This is a genomic window from Bradyrhizobium sp. 17, from assembly GCF_023073515.1.
GTDB classification, from domain to species: domain Bacteria; phylum Pseudomonadota; class Alphaproteobacteria; order Rhizobiales; family Xanthobacteraceae; genus Bradyrhizobium; species Bradyrhizobium canariense_D.
In genome coordinates this window covers 359,170-384,802 of record NZ_JADPJQ010000113.1, presented here as the reverse complement: position 1 = coordinate 384,802, position 25,633 = coordinate 359,170, and the positions used below count along the sequence as shown (strand labels likewise).

21 protein-coding genes and 1 pseudogene are annotated in these 25,633 nt (G+C 64.2%); 15 read left to right on the top strand and 7 right to left on the bottom strand.

Annotated features, from left to right (window positions below):
• Positions 1-71: 71 nt before the first annotated feature.
• The gene (locus IVB13_RS24415) at positions 72-434 is read right to left on the bottom strand and encodes a DUF1304 domain-containing protein (RefSeq protein ID WP_231189569.1); all 363 of its coding nucleotides are present in this window, start codon (positions 432-434) and stop codon (positions 72-74) included.
• Positions 435-524: 90 nt separating this feature from the next.
• Here IVB13_RS24415 and IVB13_RS24410 point away from each other — a divergent pair, with 90 nt between their 5' ends.
• On the top strand, positions 525-1,055 hold the full coding sequence (locus IVB13_RS24410; RefSeq protein WP_018455889.1) for a methylated-DNA--[protein]-cysteine S-methyltransferase: 531 nt from the start codon (positions 525-527) through the stop codon (positions 1,053-1,055).
• A 94-nt stretch (positions 1,056-1,149) separates the two neighbouring features.
• Here IVB13_RS24410 and IVB13_RS24405 read toward each other — a convergent pair whose 3' ends face one another.
• Positions 1,150-1,518, bottom strand: coding sequence for a nuclear transport factor 2 family protein (locus IVB13_RS24405; protein ID WP_247295911.1), 369 nt, complete (start codon positions 1,516-1,518; stop codon positions 1,150-1,152).
• Between the two features lie 189 nt (positions 1,519-1,707).
• On the opposite strand from IVB13_RS24405, the gene IVB13_RS24400 reads away from it, so the two are divergent.
• Entirely contained in the window at positions 1,708-2,607 is a 900-nt protein-coding gene (locus IVB13_RS24400) for a LysR family transcriptional regulator (protein ID WP_018455891.1), read from the top strand.
• Positions 2,608-2,631: 24 nt separating this feature from the next.
• On the opposite strand, the gene IVB13_RS24395 is transcribed toward IVB13_RS24400, so the two are convergent.
• Complete coding sequence (locus tag IVB13_RS24395; RefSeq protein WP_085361945.1) at positions 2,632-5,421, bottom strand: [protein-PII] uridylyltransferase; 2,790 nt, start codon at positions 5,419-5,421, stop codon at positions 2,632-2,634.
• Positions 5,422-5,608: 187 nt separating this feature from the next.
• On the opposite strand from IVB13_RS24395, the gene IVB13_RS24390 reads away from it, so the two are divergent.
• The 6 genes and pseudogenes from IVB13_RS24390 to IVB13_RS24365 all read left to right on the top strand — a co-directional run bounded on the left by IVB13_RS24390 (position 5,609) and on the right by IVB13_RS24365 (position 11,933).
• Positions 5,609-6,580 carry an aliphatic sulfonate ABC transporter substrate-binding protein gene (locus IVB13_RS24390; RefSeq protein ID WP_247295914.1) on the top strand — a complete coding sequence of 324 codons (972 nt, stop codon included), beginning with the start codon at positions 5,609-5,611 and terminating at the stop codon, positions 6,578-6,580.
• Positions 6,581-6,811: 231 nt separating this feature from the next.
• Positions 6,812-7,654, top strand: a complete 843-nt coding sequence (locus IVB13_RS24385; RefSeq protein ID WP_247295993.1) for an ABC transporter permease — start codon at positions 6,812-6,814, stop codon at positions 7,652-7,654.
• Between the two features lie 4 nt (positions 7,655-7,658).
• Entirely contained in the window at positions 7,659-8,444 is a 786-nt protein-coding gene (locus IVB13_RS24380; RefSeq protein ID WP_018455896.1) for an ABC transporter ATP-binding protein, read from the top strand.
• Between the two features lie 69 nt (positions 8,445-8,513).
• Complete coding sequence (locus IVB13_RS24375) at positions 8,514-9,023, top strand: OsmC family protein (RefSeq protein WP_018455897.1); 510 nt, start codon at positions 8,514-8,516, stop codon at positions 9,021-9,023.
• A 67-nt stretch (positions 9,024-9,090) separates the two neighbouring features.
• Positions 9,091-9,900: a hypothetical protein gene (locus IVB13_RS24370; protein WP_018455898.1), complete on the top strand. Its 810-nt coding sequence runs from the start codon at positions 9,091-9,093 to the stop codon at positions 9,898-9,900.
• Positions 9,901-10,258: 358 nt separating this feature from the next.
• A pseudogene (locus IVB13_RS24365) lies at positions 10,259-11,933 on the top strand (PAS domain-containing methyl-accepting chemotaxis protein).
• Positions 11,934-12,036: 103 nt separating this feature from the next.
• Here IVB13_RS24365 and mutS read toward each other — a convergent pair.
• Entirely contained in the window at positions 12,037-14,775 is a 2,739-nt protein-coding gene (gene mutS / locus IVB13_RS24360) for a DNA mismatch repair protein MutS (RefSeq protein ID WP_026233049.1), read from the bottom strand.
• Positions 14,776-14,991: 216 nt separating this feature from the next.
• On the opposite strand from mutS, the gene pcaF reads away from it, so the two are divergent.
• The 6 genes from pcaF (at position 14,992) to IVB13_RS24330 (ending at position 21,713) form a co-directional block, all read left to right on the top strand.
• A complete protein-coding gene (gene pcaF, locus IVB13_RS24355) occupies positions 14,992-16,200 on the top strand; it encodes a 3-oxoadipyl-CoA thiolase (RefSeq protein ID WP_018455901.1) in 1,209 nt (402 codons plus the stop codon).
• 192 nt (positions 16,201-16,392) lie between these two features.
• The gene (locus IVB13_RS24350; protein WP_018455902.1) at positions 16,393-17,286 is read left to right on the top strand and encodes a dioxygenase; all 894 of its coding nucleotides are present in this window, start codon (positions 16,393-16,395) and stop codon (positions 17,284-17,286) included.
• Between the two features lie 91 nt (positions 17,287-17,377).
• Positions 17,378-18,079 carry a protocatechuate 3,4-dioxygenase subunit beta gene (gene pcaH, locus IVB13_RS24345; protein WP_018455903.1) on the top strand — a complete coding sequence of 234 codons (702 nt, stop codon included), beginning with the start codon at positions 17,378-17,380 and terminating at the stop codon, positions 18,077-18,079.
• Entirely contained in the window at positions 18,080-18,670 is a 591-nt protein-coding gene (pcaG, locus tag IVB13_RS24340; protein ID WP_018455904.1) for a protocatechuate 3,4-dioxygenase subunit alpha, read from the top strand.
• Positions 18,671-18,878: 208 nt separating this feature from the next.
• Positions 18,879-20,570: a methyl-accepting chemotaxis protein gene (locus tag IVB13_RS24335; protein ID WP_018455905.1), complete on the top strand. Its 1,692-nt coding sequence runs from the start codon at positions 18,879-18,881 to the stop codon at positions 20,568-20,570.
• A gap of 48 nt (positions 20,571-20,618) precedes the next feature.
• Positions 20,619-21,713, top strand: a complete 1,095-nt coding sequence (locus IVB13_RS24330; RefSeq protein WP_018455906.1) for a phosphotransferase — start codon at positions 20,619-20,621, stop codon at positions 21,711-21,713.
• A gap of 38 nt (positions 21,714-21,751) precedes the next feature.
• Here the strand turns inward: IVB13_RS24330 and IVB13_RS24325 are convergent, their stop codons facing one another.
• The 3 genes from IVB13_RS24325 to IVB13_RS24315 are packed head-to-tail and all read right to left on the bottom strand — an operon-like array spanning position 21,752 to position 24,963.
• Positions 21,752-23,308 (bottom strand): MDR family MFS transporter, encoded by a 1,557-nt coding sequence (locus IVB13_RS24325; RefSeq protein ID WP_018455907.1) that lies wholly within the window; start codon positions 23,306-23,308, stop codon positions 21,752-21,754.
• 4 nt (positions 23,309-23,312) lie between these two features.
• On the bottom strand, positions 23,313-24,488 hold the full coding sequence (locus IVB13_RS24320) for an HlyD family secretion protein (RefSeq protein ID WP_018455908.1): 1,176 nt from the start codon (positions 24,486-24,488) through the stop codon (positions 23,313-23,315).
• Entirely contained in the window at positions 24,481-24,963 is a 483-nt protein-coding gene (locus IVB13_RS24315) for a MarR family transcriptional regulator (RefSeq protein WP_026233050.1), read from the bottom strand. The genes IVB13_RS24320 and IVB13_RS24315 overlap by 8 nt, the downstream gene beginning before the upstream one ends.
• A gap of 157 nt (positions 24,964-25,120) precedes the next feature.
• Between IVB13_RS24315 and IVB13_RS24310 the strand changes: the two genes are divergently transcribed.
• Positions 25,121-25,615 carry a transcriptional repressor gene (locus IVB13_RS24310; RefSeq protein ID WP_018455910.1) on the top strand — a complete coding sequence of 165 codons (495 nt, stop codon included), beginning with the start codon at positions 25,121-25,123 and terminating at the stop codon, positions 25,613-25,615.
• The last annotated feature ends 18 nt before the right edge of the window (positions 25,616-25,633 follow it).

The window sequence follows — 25,633 nt, the reverse complement described above, 5'->3', positions numbered from 1 at the left end:
GCCATCGCTGTCGGAGATTGTGGAGGAACGGCAGGCGCCGCGCAAGGATCGCGGTGCCGCGCTATGGCATCTCAGGTCAGGAACAAGGCCAACAGCGCGAGCGCCGCCGGCAGCGCCTGCACGATCAGGATCCGCGTGCTGACGGTCGCCGCGCCATAAGCGCCGGCCACGATCACGCAGAGCAGGAAGAACGCCTTGATCTGGAACGCGAAGGCCGGATTGCCGTGCACCAGCCCCCAGACCAGGCCGGCGGCCAGGAAACCGTTATAGAGTCCCTGGTTCGCGGCCAGCACCTTGGTGATCGCTGCCTTCTCCGGCGTGTTGCGGAAAACCTTCAAGCCCTGCGGCTTGTCCCAGAGCAACATCTCCAGGATCAGGAAGTAAGCGTGCAGTGCGGCGACCAGCGCCACCAGGATATTCGCGATCCAGATCAAGTTGAGCTCCCCCAGCGTCAGCTTTCGGGTGGACGCTAGCACGGCTGGCGTGGCAAGTGCGATGGCGTGTTTCGATGCAATGGTGCCGCAATGCCCGCGCGACCGACCAAACCGCCTGTAAGCTTCGGCCTCGATCGGCTGGCGACGCCGATCGGGATCGCGCTGCTGATCACCGACGCTGAGGGCGCCTTGCGCGCGCTCGACTGGGAGGATTACGAGCACCGCATGCGCGAGCTCTTGCGCCTGCATTACGGTCTGGTGGACCTGAGTGACCAGCCCGCGCCCGCGGCCATGCGGACTGCGCTGTCGGACTATTTCGACGGCGATCTCGGCCAGCTCTCAGACATCGCCTGGCGCATCGCCGGCACGCCGTTCCAGCAGAAGGTCTGGAATGCATTGGCGCAAATCCCTGCCGGCACCACAATGAGTTACGGCGCGCTCGCCGCAAGGATCGACACGCCCAAAGCCATTCGCGCCGTCGGCCATGCCAACGGCTCCAATCCGATCAGCGTGGTGCTGCCGTGCCACCGCCTGATCGGCGCCGATGGTTCTCTGGTGAAGTATGGCGGCGGCCTCGAGCGCAAGCGCTGGCTGCTGCGGCATGAAGGCGTGGCGGTCTAAGCGCCTGTTTGACAACGGTTGAGCGATTGGCGGCGGCCGGCGATGGGCCGTCGAGCGAGCCTTCGGCCGCTCTCCCCCGCCGTGACCGAATCCATCAGACGTTCGACGTCATTACTTTCTGCGCGATCTTCCAGGTCCCGTTCACCTTCAAGCACGACAACAGGTCTGTGAAGTAACGCGGCGGGATGCGCAATTTCACCTTCAAAAGCGCGAGCTCTCCTTCAACATCCGTCGACAGGATCTGATCGTCTCGCTCGAAGCCCTGTTGCTTTGGAGCTTTCATGTCGCGGACCGCTGCCAGCCAGGTCGCAATCGGCGTCACGCCCACGTTGCCGTCCTCGGCGACCTTCGTCACGGAACTCAAGGGGTGAAATATGGATGCAAATTTCTCGGCATCCATTTCATAGGCAGCATCGAAATAGGTTTGCGCAAGGGAGTGCAAGGCGGGAACGTCCGTATTCATTGTCATCCTCAAAGCCGTTACACCGGGCATTCATGCGGCCCGGCCCGGCCAGCCGTGCCGAGCGTCAGCCTGGCGCCCGTGCAGAAAAGCACCGTAGGTCGTCGAATTGCGGGTGGGAGCCTACGGCATAGTTGTTTATGAAGCCAGCCGACTTGCGCGGCATGGGCTTATGATCGATATTCATAGACGATGACAAACGAATTGAACGAGCTCGCGACGTTCGCAATCGTGGCCAGTGAACGAAGCTTTACGCGCGCTGCGATAAAGCTGGGTGTGTCTCAGTCTGCCTTGAGTCACACAATCCGGAGGCTTGAGCAACGGCTTGAGCTGCAGCTGCTCGCTCGAACAACCAAGAGCGTTGCGCCAACCGCTGCGGGGGCAGCTCTTTTGGAAGACTTGTCTCCGGCGCTTGAGCAAATTCGTCACGCCCTCGACAAGGCCCGAAGTGTTCGGCAGCGACCCGAAGGTCGTCTCCGAATCGTAATGTCACGATCAGCTGCCGTGATGGTGTTGTTGCCGCGGTTGAGAGCTTTCGCTGAGTCCTACCCGGACATCGTTCTGGACGTTGTTACCGTCACTGGCCCCGTGGACCTTGTTGCAGGCGAGTTCGATGCCGGTATCCAGCTTGGCGAGTACATTCAAAAGGATATGATCGCGGTTCGCCTCACGCCCGAACTGCGATTGGCGGTAGTGGGCTCGCCAAGCTATTTCGCTTCACGAAGCATCCCCAAGAAACCAAAGGATCTGAACGATCATCGGTGCGTTACGCTGCGTCTTGCGGGTGGACCATATCGGTGGGAGTTTCAGCAGGGACGAAAGTCGGTCACGATCAACGTGAACGGCCCACTCATCATTGACGATACCCACCTGGTGATCCAGGCGGCGCTCGCCGGGGTTGGTGTGGGACTCGCTTATGAAGAGCAGGTCGCCGAATATGTTGCGAAGCGCCGCCTTGTCCGGGTGCTGGAGGATTGGACTCCGCCAATTCCGGGCTTCTTCATGTATTATCCCAGTCGTCGGCATCAACCGGCGACGCTGTCTGCGCTGGTGAACGCGCTGCGATTCTCCGAACAAAAGTCGGCGCGATGATTCAGCGGGGAATGACGAGAGAAGTCAGGCCGCTGGCTGAACCGCCTTGTCGCCGGCCATCACGTGGGTCAGCGCGCTCTTGATCGCGGCCTGACGTGTCGGCGCGCTGATCTGTGCGCCCAGGAGATCGGTGACGTAGAACACGTCGCGCGCGCGCTCGCCGAAGGTCGCGACATGGGCCGAGGCGATGTTGAGGTTGAGCTTCGAGATCGCGGTGGTCAGCTCGTAGAGCAGCCCGGGGCGGTCGAGGCCGGACATTTCGATCACTGTGTAGCGGTCGGACCATTGGTTGTTGATGGTCACTTCCGGCTCGATCACGAACGGCCGCGCCTTGCCGCGCACGGTGCGCCGGGCCACCACTTCGGGCAGACGCAGCTTGCCTTCCAGCACGTCCTCGATCATCTCGCCGATGCGTGTGGCGCGCCGTCCCTCGTCCTCGTCGCGGTCGTATTCCCTGGAAATCGAGATGGTGTCGAGCGCGCGACCGTCGGTCGTGGTGTAGATCTGGGCATCGACGATGTTGGCACCGGCCGAGGCACAGGCGCCTGCGATGATCGACAGCAGCCAGGGATGGTCGGCGGCGAAGATGGTCAGCTCGGTGACGCCACGCACCTCGTCGAAGCCGACATTGATCGCGAGCTTGTGGCCCGCCTGCTCGCTGGCACGGACGAAGCGCGCGTGGCGGATCTTGCGCGGCAGCTCGACCTTGAGCCAATAGGCCGGATAGTGCCGGGCGATATAGGCGTCGAGCTCTTCCGCCGGCCATTCCGCGAAGGCGTTACGGAATTCGGCATACGCGGCCGTGAGCCGCTTGCCGCGGTCTACCTCCGAGAAGCCACCCGTCAGCACCGGTTCGGTCTCGTAGTACAGCGAGCGCAAGAGCTGCGCCTTCCAGCCGTTCCACACGCCTGGGCCGACGCCGCGGATGTCGGCGGTGGTCAGGATCGTCAAGAGCTTCATCTGCTCGACCGACTGCACCACGGCGGCGAAATTCTCGATGGTCTTGCGGTCGGAGAGATCGCGCGACTGTGCGACCGTGGACATCGTCAGATGCTCCTCGATCAGCCAGGCCACGAGCTCGGTGTCGGCCGGACTGAAGCCGAGCCGCGGGCAGAGCCGTCGCGCCACCTTGGCGCCGGCGATCGAGTGATCCTCGGGCCGGCCCTTGGCGACGTCGTGCAGCAGCGTCGCAATGTAGATCACGGAGCGATGCTCCGGCCGGATCTTGCGCATCAGGTCGCTCGCCACCGCGAATTCCTCGATGCCGCCGCGTTCGATGTCCTGGAGGAACCCGACGCAGCGGATCAAATGCTCGTCGACGGTGTAGTGATGATACATGTTGAACTGCATCATCGAGACGATCTTGCCGAAGGCACGGATGAAATGGCCGAGCACGCCGGTCTCGTTCATCCGCCGCAGCACGATTTCCGCGTTGTCGGATGTCAGGATCTCCATCAACAGCCGGTTGGCTTCGGGATTCTCGCGCATCTGCGCGTTGATCAGGCCGAGCGAACGCGTCACGTCGCGCATCGCGTCCGGGTGGAAGGCGAGATTGTTCTTCTGCGCCAGGCGGAAGATGCGGATCAAATTGACCGGATCATGCTTGAACACGTCGGGCGCGGCGACGTTGATGCGGTTGTTGTCGACGATGAAGTCGTCGCTGTCGGGCACTCGCCGCTTCACCGCGGTGGGGCGCAGCCGCGCCATCATCCGGCTCAGCACCGGCGCGGGCTTGGCCTGCTGGTCCTCGAGCTTGGCGCAGAGGATGGCGGTGAGGTTGCCGACTTCCTTGGCGACCAGGAAGTAGTGCTTCATGAAGCGTTCGACGTCCTGCATGCCGGGATGCGAGGTGTAGCCGAGCCGGACCGCGATCTCGCGCTGGAGGTCGAAGGAGAGGCGCTCTTCAGGGCGACCGGAGTAAAAGTGAAGATTGCAGCGCACCGACCAGAGGAAGTCGGCGCAGCGGCGGAAGGTGCGGTATTCCTGCGCGTCGAACACGCCGCGGTCGACCAGTTCGTCGGTGTCGCTCACGCGGTAGACGTACTTCGCGATCCAGAACAGCGTGTGCAGGTCGCGGAGCGCACCCTTGCCGTCCTTGACGTTGGGTTCGACCAGATAACGCGATTGGCCGCCGCGGCGATGCCGCTCCTCACGCTCGGCGAGTTTCGCGGTGACGAACTCGGACGCGGTGCCTTGCACGACCTCCTTGTCGAAGCGGGCAACCAGCTCGTCATAGAGCGGCCGGTCTCCGGTAAGGAAGCGCGTCTCCAGGATCGCGGTGCGGATGGTCATGTCGCCGCGCGCCTGCCGGATCGACTCGTCGACCGAGCGCGTGGCGTGACCGACCTTCAGCCCCATGTCCCAGAGGCAATAGAGAATGGCCTCGGCGACCTGCTCGCCCCAGGCGGTCTGCTTGTAGGGCAGGATGAAGAGCAGATCGATGTCGGACTCGGGGGCCATCAGGCCGCGGCCATAGCCGCCGGTCGCCACCACTGCCATGCGCTCGGCACCGCTCGGAATCGGCGAGCGGTAGAGATGGCGGGTCGCGGCCGAATACAGGATGCGGATGATCTCGTCCTGCACGTGGCACAGTCGCTCGGCGCAGCGCCGGCCATGACGGTCCTTCAGCAGGATCGTCTGTGCCGCAGCGCGCGAGGCAATCAGCTCGGCCTTGAGCAGTTGCGCCATGGCCGTGCGGAACGCGTCCTCGCGTCCCTGGTGCTTCTCGGCAAGCGCATCGACCGCGGCGGTGATCCGCGCGGTGTCGAAGCGATCGTCCACCTCGGCCTTGTGTTCAGTCGCGACGCTGTCCATGTCTCACCGGATATAAGAGGCGGCCGGCGCTGTCACCCGCCATTCTCTCGCAATAGTCGTTCCATGCTGGAAAGGTGCGGCTTTGGGCAAAGCTGTTCTCAGCCGGCGCGCTTTCGAGGGATGGATTTTCTCGTTGATTTCTAGATCTAACTCATTGAAAAACAATGAAGTTTTGAGGAGGTCGGGCATGACCAGGATTACACGACGCATACTGTTGGCGGGAGCGGTCGCTCTTGCCATGTCCCCCGCGGCGCGGGCGGCGGATCCGCTCAAGGAAATCCGTATCGACTGGGCGACCTATAATCCGGTGTCGATGGTCCTGAAGCAGAAGGGACTCCTGGAAAAGGAGTTCGCCAAGGACGGCATCACCGTCACCTGGGTGCAGTCGGCCGGCTCCAACAAGGCGCTCGAATTCCTCAATGCGGGCTCGATCGACTTCGGCTCGACCGCGGGCTCGGCGGCGCTGGTCGCGCGTATCAACGGCAACCCGATCAAGTCGATCTACGTCTATTCGCGTCCCGAATGGACGGCGTTGGTGACATCAAAGGATTCCAAGATTGCTAATGTCGCCGATCTCAAGGGCAAGCGGGTCGCGGTGACGCGCGGCACCGATCCGCACATCTTCCTGGTGCGCGCATTGCTTGGCGCAGGTCTCACCGAAAAGGACATCACGCCGGTGCTGCTCCAGCACGCCGACGGCAAGACCGCGCTGATCCGCGGCGACGTCGATGCGTGGGCCGGGCTCGATCCGATGATGGCGCAGGCCGAGGTCGAGGACGGCGCGAAACTGTTCTATCGCAAGGCCGACGCCAACACTTGGGGCATCCTCAATGTGCGCGAGCAGTTTTTGAAAGACTATCCGGACGCCGCCCGCCGCGTGCTCGCGGTGTACGAAGAGGCGCGCAAATATTCGCTCGCGAATTACGACGAGCTCAAGAAGACCTTCATCGCCGTGACCAAGCTGCCGGAGCCTGTCGTCGACAAGCAACTCAAGGAGCGCACCGAGCTGACCCACAGCCGCATCGGCGCGCCCCAGCGCGAATCGATCCTCGCCGCGGGCCTCGCCCTGCAACAGGCCGGCGTCGTCGACGCCAAGGTCGATGTGAAGGCGACGCTGGATGCGTTGATCGACGATCAGGTCCCGCTGCCGACGAATTAAAGGCAGGCGGGCGGCAAACTCGGTCGTCGTCCCGGGGCGCGAAGCGAGCCCGGGACCCATAACCACAGGAAGTGGTTTGGCGCCAAAGGGGCAACTCCGAGTCACCGTAGCCACGCCTTCCCGTGGTTAGGGGTCCCGGATCTGCGCTCCGCTTCGCTGCGCTTGTCCGGGACGACGCCGAGAATGCCGCGCGCCCTTGCAATCTCGCACAGGACGCGCTTCCTACCGGCCATGATCTCTGACGCGCCAGTCCTGCAACAGACTACGGAACCGGCCGAGAGCGCCGCGCCCTCGCGGCTGTCGCGCTATGCGGGGCCGACGCTGGGATTGCTGTTGCCACTGACCCTCGCGCTTGGCTGGGAACTCGTGGTCTGGTCCGGCTGGTCCAACGGCCGGCTGGTGCCGCCGCCCTCGCGCTTGTTCGCCACCGTCGTTGATCTTGCGCGCTCCGGCGAACTGTTCCGTCACATCGCCGCAACGCTGTGGCGTGTCGGCCTTGGCTTTGCGTTCGGCGTGGTCGCGGGGACCTTGCTCGGCGCCATATCCGGCTATTGGTCGCTGGCGCGGCGGCTGCTCGACCCGACCGTGCAGGCGCTGCGCGCGATCCCGTCGCTGGCCTGGGTGCCGCTGTTCATCCTCTGGCTCGGCATCTTCGAGACCTCGAAGATCGCGCTGATCGCAGTCGGCGTGTTCTTTCCGGTCTATCTCGGCGTGATGGGCGCGATCCTCATCGTCGATCGCAAGATCGTCGAGGTCGGTCGCACATTCCGTCTCTCCGGGCCTGCCATGATCCGCCGTATCCTGCTGCCCGCGGTGCTGCCGGCCTATGTCGTGTCCTTGCGCGTCGGTCTTGGTCTGGGCTGGATGTTCGTGGTGGCGGCCGAGCTGATCGGCGCGTCCGAAGGCCTCGGCTATCTCCTGCTCGACGGCCAGCAGCTCGGCAAGCCCGCGCAGATCCTCGCCGCCATCGTGATCTTCGCGATCCTCGGCAAGCTCACGGATTGGTTGATCGAGATCGCGGCTGCGCCCTTCCTGCGCTGGCAGGACGCCTTTGGGCGTACAACGGGAGCATAAGGCGATGCTGGCGCTCGACCGGGTCAGCAAGACCTATCCCAACGGCGTGCAGGCGCTGGCGCGCTTCTCCGCCGAGATCAGGCAAGGCGAGATCGTCGCCATCATTGGCGGCTCGGGCTGCGGCAAGTCCACGCTGCTGCGCGCCATCGCGGGCCTCGACCGCGCAAGCTCGGGCACGGTGACGCTGGACAACGAGGCGATCGCCGCGCCGCATGCCAAGATCGGCATCATCTTCCAGGAGCCGCGGCTGCTGCCCTGGCTCAGCGTCGCCGACAATATCGGCTTTGGTCTTGCCGATGGGCCCGCGACCGAGCGGCGTGAAAAGGTGGCGCGTGCGCTCGAGCGTGTCGGGCTCGCCGAGAAGGCGCAGGCCTGGCCGCGCGAGCTCTCGGGCGGGCAGGCACAGCGCGTCGCGATCGCCCGCGCGCTGGTGCCGCAGCCCGAGGTGCTCTTGCTCGACGAGCCGTTCTCGGCGCTCGACGCTTTCACCCGCAGGGACCTCCAGGATCATCTGCTCGATCTCTGGGCCGACACGCGGCCGACGCTCATCCTCGTCACCCATGACGTCGACGAGGCCGTGGTGCTGGCTGACCGCGTGCTGGTGATGCGGCCGCGGCCGGGCCGGCTGTTCGACCAGATCGAGATCAACCTGGGCAGGCCACGCGACCGCAATTCGCCGCTGTTCGAGAATTTCAAGCGAAGTGTGCTGACGTCACTCGATCGTTCGCTCGACCGCAGCGTGCCCGACCGTGACGCAACCCAGGGTCCCGGTCAGGCCATGTGGTGGTGACAATTTCGCTCCGAGCCGGTACATCGCAAGCCGGTACTTCGTAGAGACGATTTTCCCGGGAGAGACAAAATGGACGCCGCAGCACTGCGCCAGATGCAGGCCCCGATCAAGGAGCGCTACAAGACCGACCCCAAGACCGCGATGATCACGTTGAGGGCCAAGGGCTCGACCGACAGCGAGGGCATCGCCTGCAAGGTCGAGACCGGCCGCGCCATCGCAATGGCCGGCCTGCATCCCGCAACCGGCGGCTCCGGCCTCGAGCTCTGCTCGGGCGACATGCTACTCGAAGCGCTGGTCGCCTGCGCCGGCGTCACGCTGAAATCGGTCGCGACCGCGATCGAGGTACCCTTGAAGACCGGCAACGTCTACGCCGAGGGCGATCTCGATTTCCGCGGCACGCTCGGCGTCGACAAGGAGACGCCGGTCGGCTTCGCCGAGATACGTCTGCGCTTCGACGTCGATACTGATGCGCCGCAAGACAAGCTCGACCTGCTGCTCAAGCTCACCGAGCGCTACTGCGTGGTCTATCAGACCATCAAGAACGGCCCGAAGGTCTCGGTGTCGATGCAGCGGATGTAGCGAGCGAAGGCCGCTCGCCCAACAATTCGTGTCGTCTCGGCGAAGCCCGGGACGACAAAAGAAAAAAATGTCCCCCGAGCTCCACCTCATCCTCATCCTCGTTCTGCGCATGATGGTCGCGGCGGCGTTCGTCGTGACGGCGTCGATCATCACCGAGCGTTCAGGGCCGGTGATCGGCGCGCTGGTCGCGACCTTGCCGGTTTCGGCCGGACCATCCTACGTCTTCCTCGCGCTCGACCACGATGCCGCCTTCATCGCGCAGGGCGCGCTGTCGAGCTTGCCGGTCAATGCCGCGACGATCTTCATGTGTCTCACCTATGTGGTGCTGGCGCAGCGGCGCAGCCTTCTGGTGAGTTGCGGAAGCGCGGTCGCGGTCTGGATCGTGTTCGCCTCGATCATCAAGCAGTTCGACTGGCCGCTCACCGCCGGGCTCGCCGCCAATCTGATCGCGTTCGGCATCTGCATTCCGCTGCTCGCGGGCTATCGCCATGTAAAGATGCCGCTGGTGACGCGGCGCTGGTATGACGTGCCGATGCGGGCCGCGCTGGTCGCGACCCTCGTCGCAATCGTCGTCTCGACCTCGGGCTGGGTCGGTCCCCGGATCAGCGGCATCATCGCGCTGTATCCGGTGGTGTTTTCCAGCATCATGGTGATCCTGCATCCGCGAATCGGCGGTCCGCCGACCGCCGCGGTGCTGGCCAATTCGGCTTGGGGGCTGCTCGGATTCGGAATGGCGATCGCGGTGTTGCACGTGGCGGTGGCGTGGTTCGGCTCCGCCGTCGGTCTTGGGCTTGCACTCGCCACCTGCATTGTTTGGAATCTGACGCTGTGGGGGATCGGGCGGCGTACGCAGCACAAGGCGCGGCAAGCGCCGTGACACTACGGACATGCGGCGCGGCGTCGCCGGATACTTCCGTAGCAAAACTCGCCATGACCGATCGCGAGACGCTTTCCTTCAAACTCCTGAAGGACCAAGCATTCAAGTGACAGCGCCGACCGAGCAGCGTGTAAGGCCTACCGTCGTGCAGCTTTAGGCTGCTCTGTCGGCGATCGCTTTTCCCAGAATTCGTTAGCACTTTATTCGAATCTTATGGGTACTGAATCATCTTGCGTATCCGCCTTGGTCTTCGCAACGCGAGTTTTACCGGCGGAATTCGATTGGAATTCAGCGCGTGTGCCGCGCCGTCACGTCACCTGATCCCGTCTCGCAATTTAATGATTTTGGAGATTCAATGATGTTTGGCCGCAAGTCCCGCAACGACGCGGATGCTAAGCTCGCCGCCATCGGCCGCTCGCAGGCCATGATCGAGTTTGCCATGGACGGCACGATCCTGAGCGCCAACCAGAATTCTTGAACGCCCTCGGCTATTCCCTCGACGAAATCAAGGGAAAGAAGCACGCCATGTTCATGCCGGCCGACCAGCGCGACGGCGCCGAGTACAAGGCGTTCTGGGCTGCATTGAACCGCGGCGAGTATCAGGCAAGCGAGTTCAAGCGGATCGCGAAGGGCGGCCGTGAGATCTGGATCGAAGCATCCTACAATCCGGTGCTCGACGGCAACGGCAAGACGGTGATGGTCGCCAAGATTGCGACCGAAATCACCGAGAAGAAGATCCGGAGCATGACGGAGTCTTCGAAGATCGCCGCTATCGGCCGCGCCCAGGCCGTGATCGAGTTCAAGCTCGACGGCACCATCGTCACGGCCAACGAGAATTTCTGCAACGCGCTTGGCTATTCGCTGACCGAGATCCAGGGCAAGCATCACAGCCTCTTCATGCCCCAGGCCGAGCGCGACGGCGCGGCCTATCGCGAGTTCTGGGCCAAGCTCAACCGCGGCGAATACCAGGCTGGCGAGTTCAAGCGCATCGGCAAGGGCGGCCGCGAGGTCTGGATTCTCGCCTCCTACAATCCGCTACTCGATGAGAACGGCAAGCCCTCGGCGTCGCCAAGTTCGCGACCGACGTCACGGCGGAGAAGCTGAAGAATGCCGTCCTTGCGGGCCAGATCACGGCGATCGAGAAGGCGCAGGCGGTGATCGAGTTCAACATGGACGGCACGATCATCACCGCCAACGCCAATTTCCTCGGCGCCCTCGGCTATTCGCTGGCTGAGATCAAGGGCAAGCACCACAGCATGTTTGTCGAGCCCTCGGAGCGCGATGGCAATGGCTATCGCGAGTTCTGGGCGGCGCTCAACCGCGGCCAGTATCAGGCGGCCGAATACAAGCGCATCGGCAAGGGCGGCAGGGAGGTCTATATCCAGGCCTCCTACAATCCGATCATGGATCTCAACGGCAAGCCGTTCAAGGTCGTGAAATATGCGACCGACGTCACGAAACAGGTGCTGGTCCGCATGGGCAACGAGCGCGTCCGCGGCATGATGGAATCGGTCGCCGCCGGATCGGAAGAGCTGAACGCCTCGGTGCGGGAGATTTCCGAGGCGATGACCAAATCGCGCGAGACGGCGATGAGCGCGGTGGAGCAGGTCGCGTCCGCTGATGCCCAGGCCCAGCGCCTCACTGAAGCGGCGCTGGCGATGAGCGGGATCGTCGAGCTCATCAACAACATCACCGGGCAGATCAACCTCCTGGCACTCAACGCCACCATCGAATCCGCCCGCGCCGGTGAAGCCGGTCGGGGTTTTGCGGTGGTGGCCTCGGAGGTCAAGAGCCTCGCCAACCAAGCCAAGCAGGCCACTGACAAGATCGGCGCTGAGATCGGTAGCCTCAACGGCATCTCTGGAGACGTCGTCACCGCCCTGGCTTCGATCAAGACGGCCATCAGCAACGTCAGCGAATATGTGACGTCGACGGCCGCGGCAATCGAAGAGCAGAGCACGGTGACCAACGAGATGTCGACCAGCATGCAGCGCGCCGCAGCGGAAGTGGCGGCGATCGCGGCGAGGGCGTAGCGTTCAGAAGCATAGGGTGGGTTAGCGAAGCGTAACCCACCACTTCTCGCGCGCTGACAAAGGTGGTGGGTTACGCCTTCGGCTCACCCACCCTGCGGCACCGTCACTGCTTCGGCAGCTTGGCCTTCAACGCATACAGCGCATCGAGCGCTTCGCGTGGCGACATCTCGTCCGGATGCAGCGCCTTCACCGCGTCCATCAGCAGTTCGGCCTCGCTCGGCGGTGTGACTTCTGCGGCGGCGCGCGAGGGCACTGCGAACAGCGGCAGATCGTCAGCAAGCGCGCGCGCGGTCTGGCCGCGGTCCTGGGCTTCCAGCTTCGCCAGTACCGATTTGGCGCGCGTGATCACGGCCGGCGGCAGGCCCGCGAGCTTGGCGACCTGGATTCCGTAAGAGCGATCGGCCGAACCCGGCAACACCTCGTGCAGGAACACGACATTGCCCTGCCATTCCTTTACCCGCACGGTCGCGTTGAACATCCGCGGCAGCTTGGCGGAGAGCGCCGTCAGCTCGTGGTAATGCGTCGCGAACAGCGTGCGGCAGCGGTTGCTCTCGTGCAGGTGCTCGATTGCGGCCCAGGCGATCGAGAGGCCGTCGAAGGTCGCGGTGCCGCGGCCGATTTCATCAAGGATCACGAGCGCGCGCTCGCCGGCCTGGTTGAGGATGGCAGCGGTCTCGACCATCTCGACCATGAAGGTGGAACGGCCGCGGGCGAGATCGTCGGCGGCGCCGACACGCGAGAACAGGCGGTCGATGATGCCGATCCGCGCGCGTGTCGCCGGCACGAAACTTCCGATCTGGGCGAGCAACGCAATCAGCGCGTTCTGGCGCAGGAAGGTCGACTTACCCGCCATGTTCGGACCGGTCAGCAACCAGAGCTGGCCGGATTTTTGCGCAGGGCCCGGCGAGAGATCGCAGGCATTGGCGATGAACGGCTGGCCATTGCGCTTCAAGGCCTGCTCGACCACGGGATGGCGGCCCGCCTCGATCGCAAAGCCGAGAGACGAGTCCACCTCGGGCCGCACATAGTTCTGGTCGATCGCCAGCTTGGCAAGCGACGTCGCGACGTCGAGCAGCGCAAAGGCGTGAGCGGCGGCGCGCAGTTCCTCGCTGATGGCCAAAGCCTTGGCGCAGAGCCGCTCGAAAATCTCGAGCTCGAGCCCGAGTGCGCGGTCGCCGGCATTGGCGATCTTGGCTTCGATCTCCCCGAGCTCGGAGGTGGTGAAGCGGACCTGGCCGGCCAGCGTCTGGCGGTGGATGAAGGTTGCGTTTAGCGGCGCCGACATCAGCTTGTCGCCGTGCTGCGCGGTGACCTCGACGAAATAGCCGAGCACGTTGTTGTGCCGGATCTTGAGCCCCTTCACACCCGTGTTGTCGGCGTAGCGCGCCTGCATCGAGGCCACCACCAGGCGCGAGGCGTCGCGCAGATTTCGCGTTTCGTCCAGCGCAGGCTCATAGCCCTGGCGAACGAACCCGCCGTCGCGCTTGATCAGCGGCAGTTGATCGTCGAGCGCCCTGGCGAATTCCGCCGCGAGCTCGCGCGATGGCTTTTGCAGCGCCGCCATCACGACGGCGATCTCCTGCGGCGGCTGGTCGAGTTCGTCAAGCCGCGTCAGCACCTGGTCGGCGGCGATGATGCCATCGCGCAGGCCGGCGAGGTCACGCGGACCGCCGCGGCCGACGGATATACGGGCCAGCGCCCGCGACATGTCCGGGGCGCCGCGCAGGATGCTGCGGATGTCCTCGCGCGCGGCCGAGTCGGCAACGAAGCTGCCGACGGCATCGAGCCGCCGCGCAATCGCCGCCGCATCGGTCAGCGGCGCGGCAAGCCGCTGCGCCAGCAGGCGCGAGCCGGCCGAGGTCACCGTGCAGTCGATCGCGTCGAGCAGCGAGCCGCGGCGTTCGCCGGCGAGTGTCCGCGTCAGTTCGAGATTGGCGCGGGTGGCGGGATCGATCGCCATGGTCGCGCCCGAGGCTTCGCGCGCGGGCGGCGACAGCGGCGGATGTTTGCCGACCTGGGTGCGGTCAACATAGGTGACGGCGGCGGCGGCGGCAGTGGCTTCCAGCCGCGTGAGCTGGGACAGTCCGTCCATGGTCGCGACGGCAAAATAGTCGCACAGCCGCTTCTCGGCAGTGGCGCCGTCGAAGACGTCGCGGGTCAGCGGCGTCACCGCCGGCAGCTCGCGCAGGGTCTGTCCGAGCTCGCTGTCGTTATAGAGCGCGTCGGTGACGATCACCTCGTTCGGATTGATCCGCGCCAGCGTGGCGGCGAGTTCGCCGCCCGAACATTCCGTCACCGTGAATTCGGCGGTCGAGATGTCGATCCAGGCGAGGCCAAAGCGGTCACCGCCCGCCGATGAGCGCGCGCGCGCGAGCGCCAGCAGGTAATTGTTGGCGCGCGCGTCGAGCAGCGTGTCCTCGGTCAGCGTGCCCGGCGTGACCAGGCGCACCACGCCGCGGCGCACGACGCTCTTGTTGCCGCGTGCTTTCGCCGCCGCGGGATCCTCGGTCTGCTCGCACACCGCGACCCGGTGCCCGGCGGTGATCAGCCGGTGCAAATAGTCCTCGGAGCGCTCGACTGGCACGCCGCACATCGGGATATCGGCGCCTTGATGCTTGCCGCGCTTGGTCAGGACGATGCCGAGTGTCCTGGAGGCGATCTCGGCGTCCTCAAAGAACAGCTCGTAAAAGTCGCCCATCCGGTAGAACAGCAGAAGGCCCTGATGTGCCGCCTTGATTTCAAGGTACTGTTCCATCATCGGCGTGACGCGCGCGGCAGCTTCCGCCTGCGGCGCGGGCGTATCGTCGGGAGGCGGTGCAGGGATCGGTTGTTGCATTGTCATGGGCGGCGCAACCTACAAAATTTCGCCCCGCGCTCCTATCGCTTTGGGCGGAGAGGGGAGGTTTTCCACGTTGTCCGCACCGCGGCATGCGCAACTCGCGTGCACACCCGTCGGAACACGCGCGTATCGGTCAATTGACCTGCCGCGGGCGCCCTCCTAAAACTCCGTCGACATTGAAGAATTTAGGCCGGATCGCGGCATTCAGGGAGAACAACCATGCGTGACGTCTTTATCTGCGATGCCGTGCGGACCCCGATCGGCCGTTTTGGCGGGTCGCTCGCCAAGGTGCGTGCCGACGACCTGGCGGCGGCCCCGATCAAGGCGCTGATGGCCAAGCACCCCAATCTCGATTGGGCACAGGTTGACGAGGTCTTCTTCGGCTGTGCCAACCAGGCCGGCGAGGACAACCGCAACGTGGCACGCATGGCGCTCCTGCTTGCGGGCCTGCCGGATTCCGTTCCAGGCCAGACCCTGAACCGGCTCTGTGCCTCCGGTCTCGATGCGGTCGGTGCGGCCGGCCGCGCTATCCGTTCCGGCGAGATCGAGCTTGCGATTGCCGGCGGCGTCGAATCCATGACGCGCGCGCCCTTCGTGATGGGCAAGGCGCAGGAAGCGTTCTCGCGCTCGGCTGAGATCTTCGACACCACGATCGGCTGGCGCTTCATCAATCCGCTGCTGAAGGCGCAGTATGGCGTCGACGCGATGCCCGAGACCGGCGAGAACGTCGCCGAGGAATTCCAGGTCTCGCGCGCGGATCAGGACGCCTTCGCGATCCGCTCGCAGCAGCGCGCGGGCGCCGCGATTGCGGCCGGCTATTTCGCCGAAGAAATCACCCCGATCACCATTCCCGGCGGCAAGGCCGGCCCTGTCACCGTCGACAAGGACGAGCATCCGCGTCCCGAGACCACGCTGGAAGCCCTGACGAAGCTCAGGCCGATCGTGCGCAATCCCGGCACGGTGACCGCGGGCAACGCCTCCGGCGTCAATGACGGCGCCGCCGCGATGATCCTGGCGTCCGAGGCTGCGGTGAAGAAGCACGGCCTGACGCCGCGCGCGCGCATCCTCGGCCTCGCCTCCGCCGGCGTGCCGCCGCGCATCATGGGCATCGGCCCGGTGCCGGCCACCCGCAAGCTGATGGAACGTCTCGGCAAGAAAATCGGCGATTTCGACCTGATCGAGCTCAACGAAGCCTTTGCCTCGCAGGGTATCGCCTGCATGCGCCAGCTCGGCGTTGCCGACGATGCCGATTTCGTCAATCCGCATGGCGGCGCGATTGCGCTCGGTCATCCCCTCGGCATGAGTGGCGCGCGCCTCGCGCTCACCGCGGTGCACGGCATGGAGAAGCGCGGCGGCAAGCTCGCGCTCGCCACCATGTGCGTCGGCGTTGGCCAGGGCGTTGCGGTCGCCATCGAGAAGCTGAACTGACGGGACGCGCAGCGTGCCGTCATCCCGGAGCCGGGTGCCCCAGACTCGTCATGCCCGGGCTTGTCCCGCCTGCGAGGCCGAAGCCTCTTCGGCGAGGCGAAGGCCCGGGCATCCACGTTCTTGGTGCCGCGAGAAGAAGGTCGTGGATGGCCGGGACAAGCCCGGCCATGACGCAAGGTGAGGGAGCATCCCATGATCATCGCGCGCGAGCAGGACGTCACGGCCGCGGCCTTGGCGGTGATGGAGCAGACATCCGATCCACGGCTACGCCAGATCATGGTCTCCCTGGTCAAGCATCTGCACGGTTTTGTTCGCGACGTTCGCCTGACCGAGAAGGAATTCCGCGACGCCACGGCTGTTATCGCCGAACTCGGCAAGCTCTCGACCGACACGCATAATGAGGTCGTGCTGATGGCAGGCTCGCTCGGCGTCTCGCCGCTGGTGTGCCTGCTGAATAATGGCGATGAGGGCAACACGGAGACCGACCAGTCGCTGCTCGGACCATTCTGGCGGCTGAACTCGCCGCGGGTGGAAAATGGCGGATCGATCGTCCGCTCCGAGACCCCAGGCGCGCCGCTGTTCGTCAACGGCCGCGTCGTGGACAAGGACGGCCGTCCCGTCGCCGGCGCCGAGGTCGACGTCTGGCACGCGTCGCCGGTTGGTCTCTATGAAAACCAGGACCCCGAGCAGGCCGACATGAACCTGCGCGGCAAGTTTACGACCGACCAGGACGGAGCCTTCTCGTTCCGCTCCGTGATGATGGTCGGCTATCCCATTCCGACCGACGGCGTGGTCGGCCGCCTCCTGGAGGCGCAGAAGCGGCATCCCTATCGTCCCGCGCACCTGCACGCGTTGGTCTTCAAGCCCGGATTCAAGGTGCTGATCTCGCAGGTCTACGACCCCGCCGACCCGCATATCGATAGTGACGTGCAGTTCGGCGTGACCAAAGCGCTGATGGGCAAGTTCCTGCGCCATGACACGCCACATCCGACCGAGCGCGACGTCGCGACGCCCTGGTATTCGCTGGACCATGTCTATCGGCTCGAAGCCGGCGAGGCCGTCCTGCCGCGTCCGCCGATCAAATAGGGCTCAAAGCCGCTTCCCCCAATTAGTTATATCCTATAATGATTGGCGGAAGCGTTGACCGGTCGGAAAAGGGCCGGGGAGGAGTTCGCCAATGACATTCATCTATCCCGTCGACAGCAACACGGCGCATCCGCTGCCGCTGTCGCCCGAGTACAAAAGCTCGGTCAAGCGTGCGCCGAACAAACCCTTGATCCCGATGCGCCATACGCTGTCGGAGCTGACCGGCCCGGTCTACGGCCACGAGACCGTTCGCGAGGGCGACAATGATCTCACCACCCAACACACCGGCGAGCCGCTCGGGGAACGCATTATTGTGCACGGCCATGTGCGCGACGAGGACGGCCGCGGCGTGCCGAACTCGCTGGTCGAGATCTGGCAGGCCAATTCCTGCGGCCGTTACGTTCACGTCCGCGACCAGCATCCGGCTCCGCTCGATCCGAACTTTACGGGCGCCGGCCGCACCGTGAGCGACGTCTCCGGTTACTACCGCTTTGTCACCATCAAGCCTGGCGCCTATCCCTGGGGCAACCATCATAACGCCTGGCGTCCCGCACACATCCATCTCTCTGTGTTCGGCCATTCCTTCGTCACGCGTCTCGTGACGCAGATGTACTTCCCGGCCGATCCGCTGTTCCCGTTCGATCCGATCTTCAATTCGGTGCCGGACGAGAAGGCGCGGGCGCGGATGGTGTCGTCATTTGATCTCGAGAACACCCAGCCCGAATGGGCGCTGTGTTACCGCTTTGACATCGTGCTGCGCGGCAAGAACGCCACCCCTATGGAGAACCATTAAGTGCAGGACAATGGGATCACGCCGTCGCAGACCGTCGGCCCGTTCTTCAAATACGGCCTGACGCCGACCGGCGAGTATGCCTGGAATGATGCGTTCACCAACTCGACGCTGACGCCCGACGTCACCGGCGATCGCGTCCGGATCGAGGGCCGCGTGTTCGACGGCGACGGAGTCGTTGTGCCCGATGCCATGCTGGAGATCTGGCAGGCCGACGCGCAGGGGCGCTTCGCGGATCCGCAGGACAAGCGCGCGCTGCCGAATGCGAGCTTCCGCGGCTTTGCCCGTTGCGGCACCGACAAGGACGGCAATTATTCCTTTGAAACCATCAAGCCGGGCGTGGTGCCCGATCCCGACGGCAAGCCGCAGGCACCGCATGTCCTGCTTGCGGTGTTTGGTCGCGGCATGCTGCGGCATCTCTATACCCGCATCTATTTCAGTGACGAGGCCGGCAATGCCGCCGATCCCGTGCTGGCGGTGGTGCCTGCCGACCGTCGCGCCACGCTGACGGCCGTGCGCGAGGCCGGCAAGCCGGTGTACCGGCTCGACCTGCGGCTCCAGGGCGACAACGAAACGGTATTTTTCGACGTGTGACCCCCAGCGCCGTCCCGGACAGGCGGAGCGCCGATCCGGGACGACAGCGGAGGACGGGCCCAAGCTTCGCTGCCCGAAACTGTTGACCTGACGCCATTTCCCGTATTTTTCCGGAGTTCGCGCGATGCAATTTCCGCGCGATGCAATCCCGTGTTTACCGTAATCCTTTAGGGTCCGTGGGATTCAGCGCGGCCCATTGGATTTTTCCATGAAAATTCGTCTTTCGCTTTCTTCCGCAATCATTGCTTTCGGCATCGTTCTGGCCATCGGCTTTACCGCCGTGGTCTCGACCAGCCTCTACGCCTTGAAAGAGCTCAAGGTCGGCGGTCCGCTCTATTCTGATATCAAGCTCGGAAACGATCTCATCGCCGACATCCTGCCGCCGCCGGAATATGTGATCGAGGCCTACCTCGAGGCCACGCTCGCCATGCGCGAGCCCGACCAGCTGGCGGCCCATGCCGAACGCCTGGCCCAGCTCCGCAAGGATTACGACGAGCGCAAGGCATTCTGGGTCACCTCCAGCCTCTCGGCCGACCTGAAGACGACCCTGGTGTCGAAATCCGACGCCGAGGTGCAGAAGTTCTGGAAGCTGTTGTCCGACCAGCTCCTCCCCGCCCTCAAGGCCAAGGATACGGCCGTCTCCGAGCGGGCCTACGCGCAGCTCAAGGAGGCCTATACCGCGCATCGCGCCGTCATCGACAGCATCGTCGAGAGCGCCAACAAGCAGAATGCCGACATGGAGAAGCTGGCCGCGGACCGCGACAGCTCGATGCTTTACATCCTCCTCGGCGTCTCCGCCGCCGTCCTCGCCTTCATTGCGGCGGGCCTGCTCGGCGTCGCCTTCGGCGTGATGCGCCCGATCGTGCGCATGACCAGCGCGATGCAAAAGCTCGCGACCGGCGATCTCGCCGCCGACATTCCTTTCGCGCACCGGCAGGACGAGGTCGGCTCGATGGCGGGTGCGCTCTTGGTGTTCAAGCAGTCCGCGGTCGAGAATTTCCGCCTGCGCGAGGAGCAGTTGCAGAAGGAGCAGGAGGCGGCGCTCGCCAAGCGTGAGGCCCTGCATCAGATGGCCGAAACCGTCGAGCGCGAGACCGGCCGCTCGGTCGACACCGCGAGCGCGGCGACGCAAGGCGTGGAGCGTGCCGCCTCCAGTCTGTCCGAGATCGCAAGGTCGCTCTCGACACAATCGCAGGCGGTCGCAGCCGCCTCCACCCAGGCCCTCGGCAGCTCGCAGACCGTCTCGGCCGCAGCTGAAGAACTCAGTGCTTCGATCCGCGAGATCGCAACCCAGGTCGCGCGGACCAGCACGGTTACAAAATCGGCGGTCGCCGGTCGGGAACAGGCGCGCTCGACCATCCAGACGCTGGCTGGATCGGTGAAGAAGATCGCCGAGGTCTCCGACCTCATCGGCGGCATCGCCGGCCAGACCAATCTGCTGGCACTCAACGCCACGATCGAGGCGGCGCGCGCCGGGGAGGCCGGCCGTGGCTTCGCGGTGGTCGCCGCCGAAGTGAAATCCCTCTCCGACCAGACCGCCAAATCCACCGAGGAGATCGCGCGGCTGATCGCCGAGATCCAGGCCTCGACGCAAGCCGCCGTCGACGCCGTCGAAACCATGGGAGGCCACATCGTCGAGATCGACGGCGTCGCCACCTCGGTTGCCGCCGCGATGGAAGAGCAGGACGCCGCGACCCGCGAGATCACGCGGTCGATTTCCGAATCGACTTCCGCGGCGAAGGAGGTCTCGGCCAAGATCGGTGATGTCAGCCGCGACGCCGCCTCCGTGAACGAGCGCGCCGCGGAGGTCAGGCAGGCGATCGCCGGCATGGCGGCCAATCTCGAGCAGCTTCGGTCGGTCGTGGTCCGGACGGTGCGCGACTCCACAGCGGCGGCCTGAGCCCGGCGCGATGCCTATTGCTGGTGCCGGGGGGTGTGATTGTGCAGTATGGTCCGGGACGAGGGCATCGTGGCGTCCATGACACCTCCACAACTGCCGGCGGTCGTTGAGCGGGCTCGACTGACCGCTGCGCTACGCAGGGGCGGCGTGCTGGATGCGGGCGCCGTGCGCGAGGTGAAGGTGCTGCACCAATACCCCGCCATGGTGTCGCACGTTATCCGACTTGGGCTGCGCTATGTCGGGGAAGCAGCCGGGTCCCCGCACTCTGTCATCCTGAAGATCCCGAATCCGGCCTACGCCAAGTCGCTGGCAAATTCTGGTCGGCAGGAAGTGGCCTTCTACACCCGCCTTGCGCCAAATATGCCGTCGCACATCGTGCCGCGCTGCTACGATGGGCATTTCGACGAGGAGAGCCAGGACTGGCATCTGCTGCTCGAAGATCTCACCGACAGCCATGACGTTGCAGCTGACTGGCCATTGCCGCCCTCACGCGATCAGGCGATGGCGATCGTAACGGCGCTCGCCCGCTGGCATGCATCTTGGTGGGACCATGCGGGTCTCGGCGACACCATCGGCACCTGGATGAGCCTTGATGATACGGCGAGTCTGATAGAGACATTCGCCGGCCATTACGACCGCTTCGCCGATTTGCTTGGTGATCGCCTCAGTGAGGAGCGGCGGACCCTGTATCGGCGCTTCATCGACAAGGCCGAGCAACTGTTGCAACGCTACCATTCGCATCGCCATGTGACCATCGCTCACGGCGATGCCCATACCTGGAATTTCCTGCTGCCACGCGCGGGCATCGCTGACGCTGTGCGCATTTTCGATTTCGATCATTGGCGCATCAACGTTCCTACCCACGACCTTGCCTATATGATGGCGACGCAATGGTATCCAGAGCGCCGGCAGGCGCTCGAACGCCCGCTGCTCAATCGCTATCACGAGATGCTGATGGCGCACGGTGTCAGCGGCTATACGCGCGGCGCGCTCGACCAGGACTATCGGCGGTCGGTGCTGTGGCACATCACCAAGCCAGTCTGGCAGTGGAGCATCAACATCCCACCGGTGATCTGGTGGAATAATCTGGAGCGGGTGATGATGGCGGTCGAGGATCTGGGCTGCGAGGAGATTTTGGGGTAGAGGCGCGCAACATCATCGGTGTCGTCCCGGCGAAGGCATCACTCCATCACCGCATGTTCCGGCCCCGCCGCCTGCTTGCGCAGGGTGGCCTTGGTCGAGCCGATCAGCAGGGCGAGCGGGATGGTGCAGAGGATGAAGAACATCACCAGCTCGTAGTCGTGCGCGAAGGCGATGATCTGCGCCTGCACGCTGACCATGCGATCGGCCATGGCGCGACCGGCGTCGGTGGAGAGATTGATCATGCCGCTGACGCTGGGCATCTGGAGCGCATGGTTGAACGGGTTGATGTGTTCGGACAGGATCGCGTAGGTCCGCCGCGTGCCTTGTGTCAGCTGGGCGATGACGACGGAAATGCCCACCGAGCTCGCGACGTTGCGCATCAGGGTCAACATCGCGGTGCCGTCGGTGCGCAGCTCATTCGACAAGGTCAGGAATGCCACCGTCGAAAGCGGCACGAAGACGAGGCCGAAGCCGAAGCCCTGGATCACGCTGACGGTCACGATCTCCGGCACCTGGGTCAAATCGGTCCAGCCGGTCATCTGGAACAGCGAGCCCGCGGTCAGCGTCAGGCCGGTGATGATCAGTGTGCGGGCTTCGATGTAACGCATCATGCGGCCGACCAGCATCATGGCGAAGAAGGTGCCGAAGCCGCGGCTCGCCAGCAGCAGGCCCGCGGTGATGATGGGATAGCCGATCACGTTCTGCATATAGGGGGAGGCCAGCGCCATGGTCGAGAACAGCACGAGGCCCATCACGACCATGAACACGCAGCCGGTGACGAAATTGCGGTCCTTGAAGAGCCCGAAGCGGATGAACGGTGTCGAGGTCGTGAAGGAATGCGCGATGAAGAAGTAGAAGGCGACGGCCGAGACGATGAACTCCGCAAGGATCTCACCCGATTCGAGCCAGCCCAATTGCTCGCCGCGGTCGAGCGCGAGCTGAAGCGACCCGATCGCGACCGCCAGCGCCGCGAAGCCGAACCAGTCGAACTTGAGACTGAGATCCTTCCGGGTCTCGTCCATGAAGATGATCAGCCCGATCACGGTGATGGCGCCGAACGGCAAATTGACGAAGAACACCCAGTGCCAGGAATAAGTCTCGGTCAGCCAGGCGCCGAGCGAGGGACCCATGATCGGCCCCATCATTACGCCCATGCCCCAGATCGACATCGCCTTGGCGCGTTCCTGGAGCGTGTAATAGTCGAGCATCACCGATTGCGACAACGGCACCAGGGCCGCGCCGAACACGCCCTGCAGCAGGCGGAAAATCACCATCTGGTTGATGTCCTGCGCAAGCCCGCACAGCACCGATGCCATGGTGAAGCCGGCCGAGCAGATGATGAAGATGCGCTTGCGGCCGAAGCGGTTGGCGATCCAGCCCACCGGTGCCGTCATGATCGCGGCGGCGACGATGTAGGAGGTCAGCACCCAGTTGATCTGGTCCTGCGAAGCCGACAGCGTGCCCTGCATGTAGGGCAGGGCGACGTTGGCGATGGTGGTGTCCAGCGCCTGCATGATGGTTGCCGTCATGGCGCAGATCGTCACCATGTTCCGGCGCAGGCCGGGGACCATAAGGGCGGGATTGGACTCCGCCATAGGATTAGTCCTTGTCCTGATCTTTGTCTTGGCTCGCGGTCGCCGACAGGCCGAGCAGACCGGCGAGCGAGCGCTGGTGGCCGGTGTCGATGGTGGCGTAAACGCTCATGCCGGCCTTCAGCTTGCGTACGTATTTGTCGGTCTCGTCGAAATAGATGCGGATCGGCACGCGCTGCACCACCTTGACGAAATTGCCGCTGGCGTTCTGCGGCGGCAGGATCGCGAATTGCGCGCCGGTGCCGGGCGAGAGCGAGCCGATCTTGCCCTTGAAGGTATGGTTCGGGAACGCGTCGACCTCGAGCGTGACCGGCTGTCCTTCGGTGACGTAGGTGAGGTCGCTCTCCTTCGGATTGGCGTCGACCCAGGGATGGGCCACGTCGATGATGGAGAACACCGGCGTGCCGGCGGCGACGTAGCGGCCGAGCTGGATCTGTTCGACCTGTGTTGCCACGCCATCCATCGGCGCGCGCAGCACGGTGTGGTCGAGGTTGCGCTGGGCATCGTCCAGCTTGGCTTTCGCTTGCGCGTAGGCGGGGAATTGCTCCAGCGGCAACTCGGGATTCCCCAGCAATTGGGTCTTGGCATTGGAGAGTTGCTGCTTGATGTATTGCGCCTGCGCGCCGGCGGTAACCAGTGCATTGGACGCGTTGTCGAGATCGAGCTGCGAGCCGTAATTGTTCTTCACCAGCGACTGCTTGCGTTCGACGTCGCGCTGCTTCAGGTCCATGCCCTGCTGGGCAAGATTGAGCATGTCACCGTAGATCTTGATGTTGGCAACAAGATTGTCATAGGTGATGCGGGCTTGGGCGAGTTGCGCTTTGGCTTCTTCCAACGCATGACGGAACGGAGCGGGGTCGATCTCGAACAACTCGTCGCCGTGCTTGACGACCTGACCTTCCTTGACGACGACCTTCTGGATTTTGCCGGAGATATCAGGGGTCACCAGCACTTTCTGCGCGCCGACATAGGCGTCATCAGTGCCGACGTAACGGCCGCCATTGAGATAGAAGGTGAAGCCGGCAACCGCGACGACGAGCGGCAGCACAACCAGGAGCAGCACGCGGCGATAGCGGCGCAGGCCCGCCACCAGGCGGCGGCGCGGATCGGTGCCGGCTTTCTTGGTGGGCTTGCCGCCGTCGATTTTCTGCTCGGGCTGGAACTTGAGAACCTGATCAGCCATAGCGTTGCTCCTTACGCGCTTGTTCCGCTCCGCTGCTCTGGATCGCGGACCGCACGTTTTCCTTGATTGTTTCGAGTTGGGTGAGGAGGCGATGGGCGTCCGCCGGAGTGATGCCGTCGAGCGCGTTGGCCGTGAGCTCGGACTTCAGCCCGCTCATCCGCCCGAGCAACTGCCGCCCGGCCTTCTTCAGGTACAGCCGCTTGACGCGGCGATCCGAAGGATCGTTGCGTCGCTCGATCCAGTCGCTGTCACAGAGTTTGTCGATCAGGCGCGTCAGCGTGATCGGCTGCACCTCGAGAAGCTCGGCGAGTTCCGACTGCTTCATGCCTTCGCTGCGCTCGACCTTGGCCAGCACCGCCCATTGCGCGCGGGTGATGCCGAAGCGCGAGGCTTCCTTGTCGGCATAGACCCGGAGCAGGCGATAGAGCTCGGCGAGCGTAAACAGGAAGTTCTGGTCCACGGGCCCTGGGCTCATGAGCTTGGTCTCCAATAAGCTTGCAATATAATAAGCAAGCTTATGATTATTTCATGGCGGGTTTGCGGGACGCTGTCCCGCAGGCCGAGCATGGCTGCTGGCCGCATCGCCGGTCCTGCTTTGGGTTCCCCTTTCGAAATGCTAGAACGCCGGTCGCATGACCCTCGCAAAACCGGCATTTCCCGCGCCCGATCACGATCACGGCCGCTGCACCGCGGATGCGCTGGCGCATGCCGAGGCCGTTTGCGGAGAGCGCGCGCAGAAATTCACGCCTATACGCCGCCATGTATTGGGGGCGCTGCTCTCGAGCCACCGGCCGCTCGGCGCCTATGAGGTCATCGACGAACTGGCGAAGTCGATGTCGCGGCCGGCGCCGATCACGGTCTATCGTGCTCTCGATTTCCTGATGGCCAACGGCCTCGTGCACCGGATCGAAAGCCGCAACGCCTATCTCGCCTGCGCCGCTCACGACCACGACGCGATCTCGGCGGTGACGTTCCTGATCTGCGAGCGCTGCGGCCTGGTCGGTGAGATTCCGTCGGCATCCTTCGCCAAGGACCTCAACGCCGCCGCGCGCAGCTCAGGCTTCGCTCCCAAATTGTCGGTGGTGGAAATCACGGGCGTTTGTGCGCATTGTCAGAAAGCCGCATAGAGCAACAACGGCGCAAAG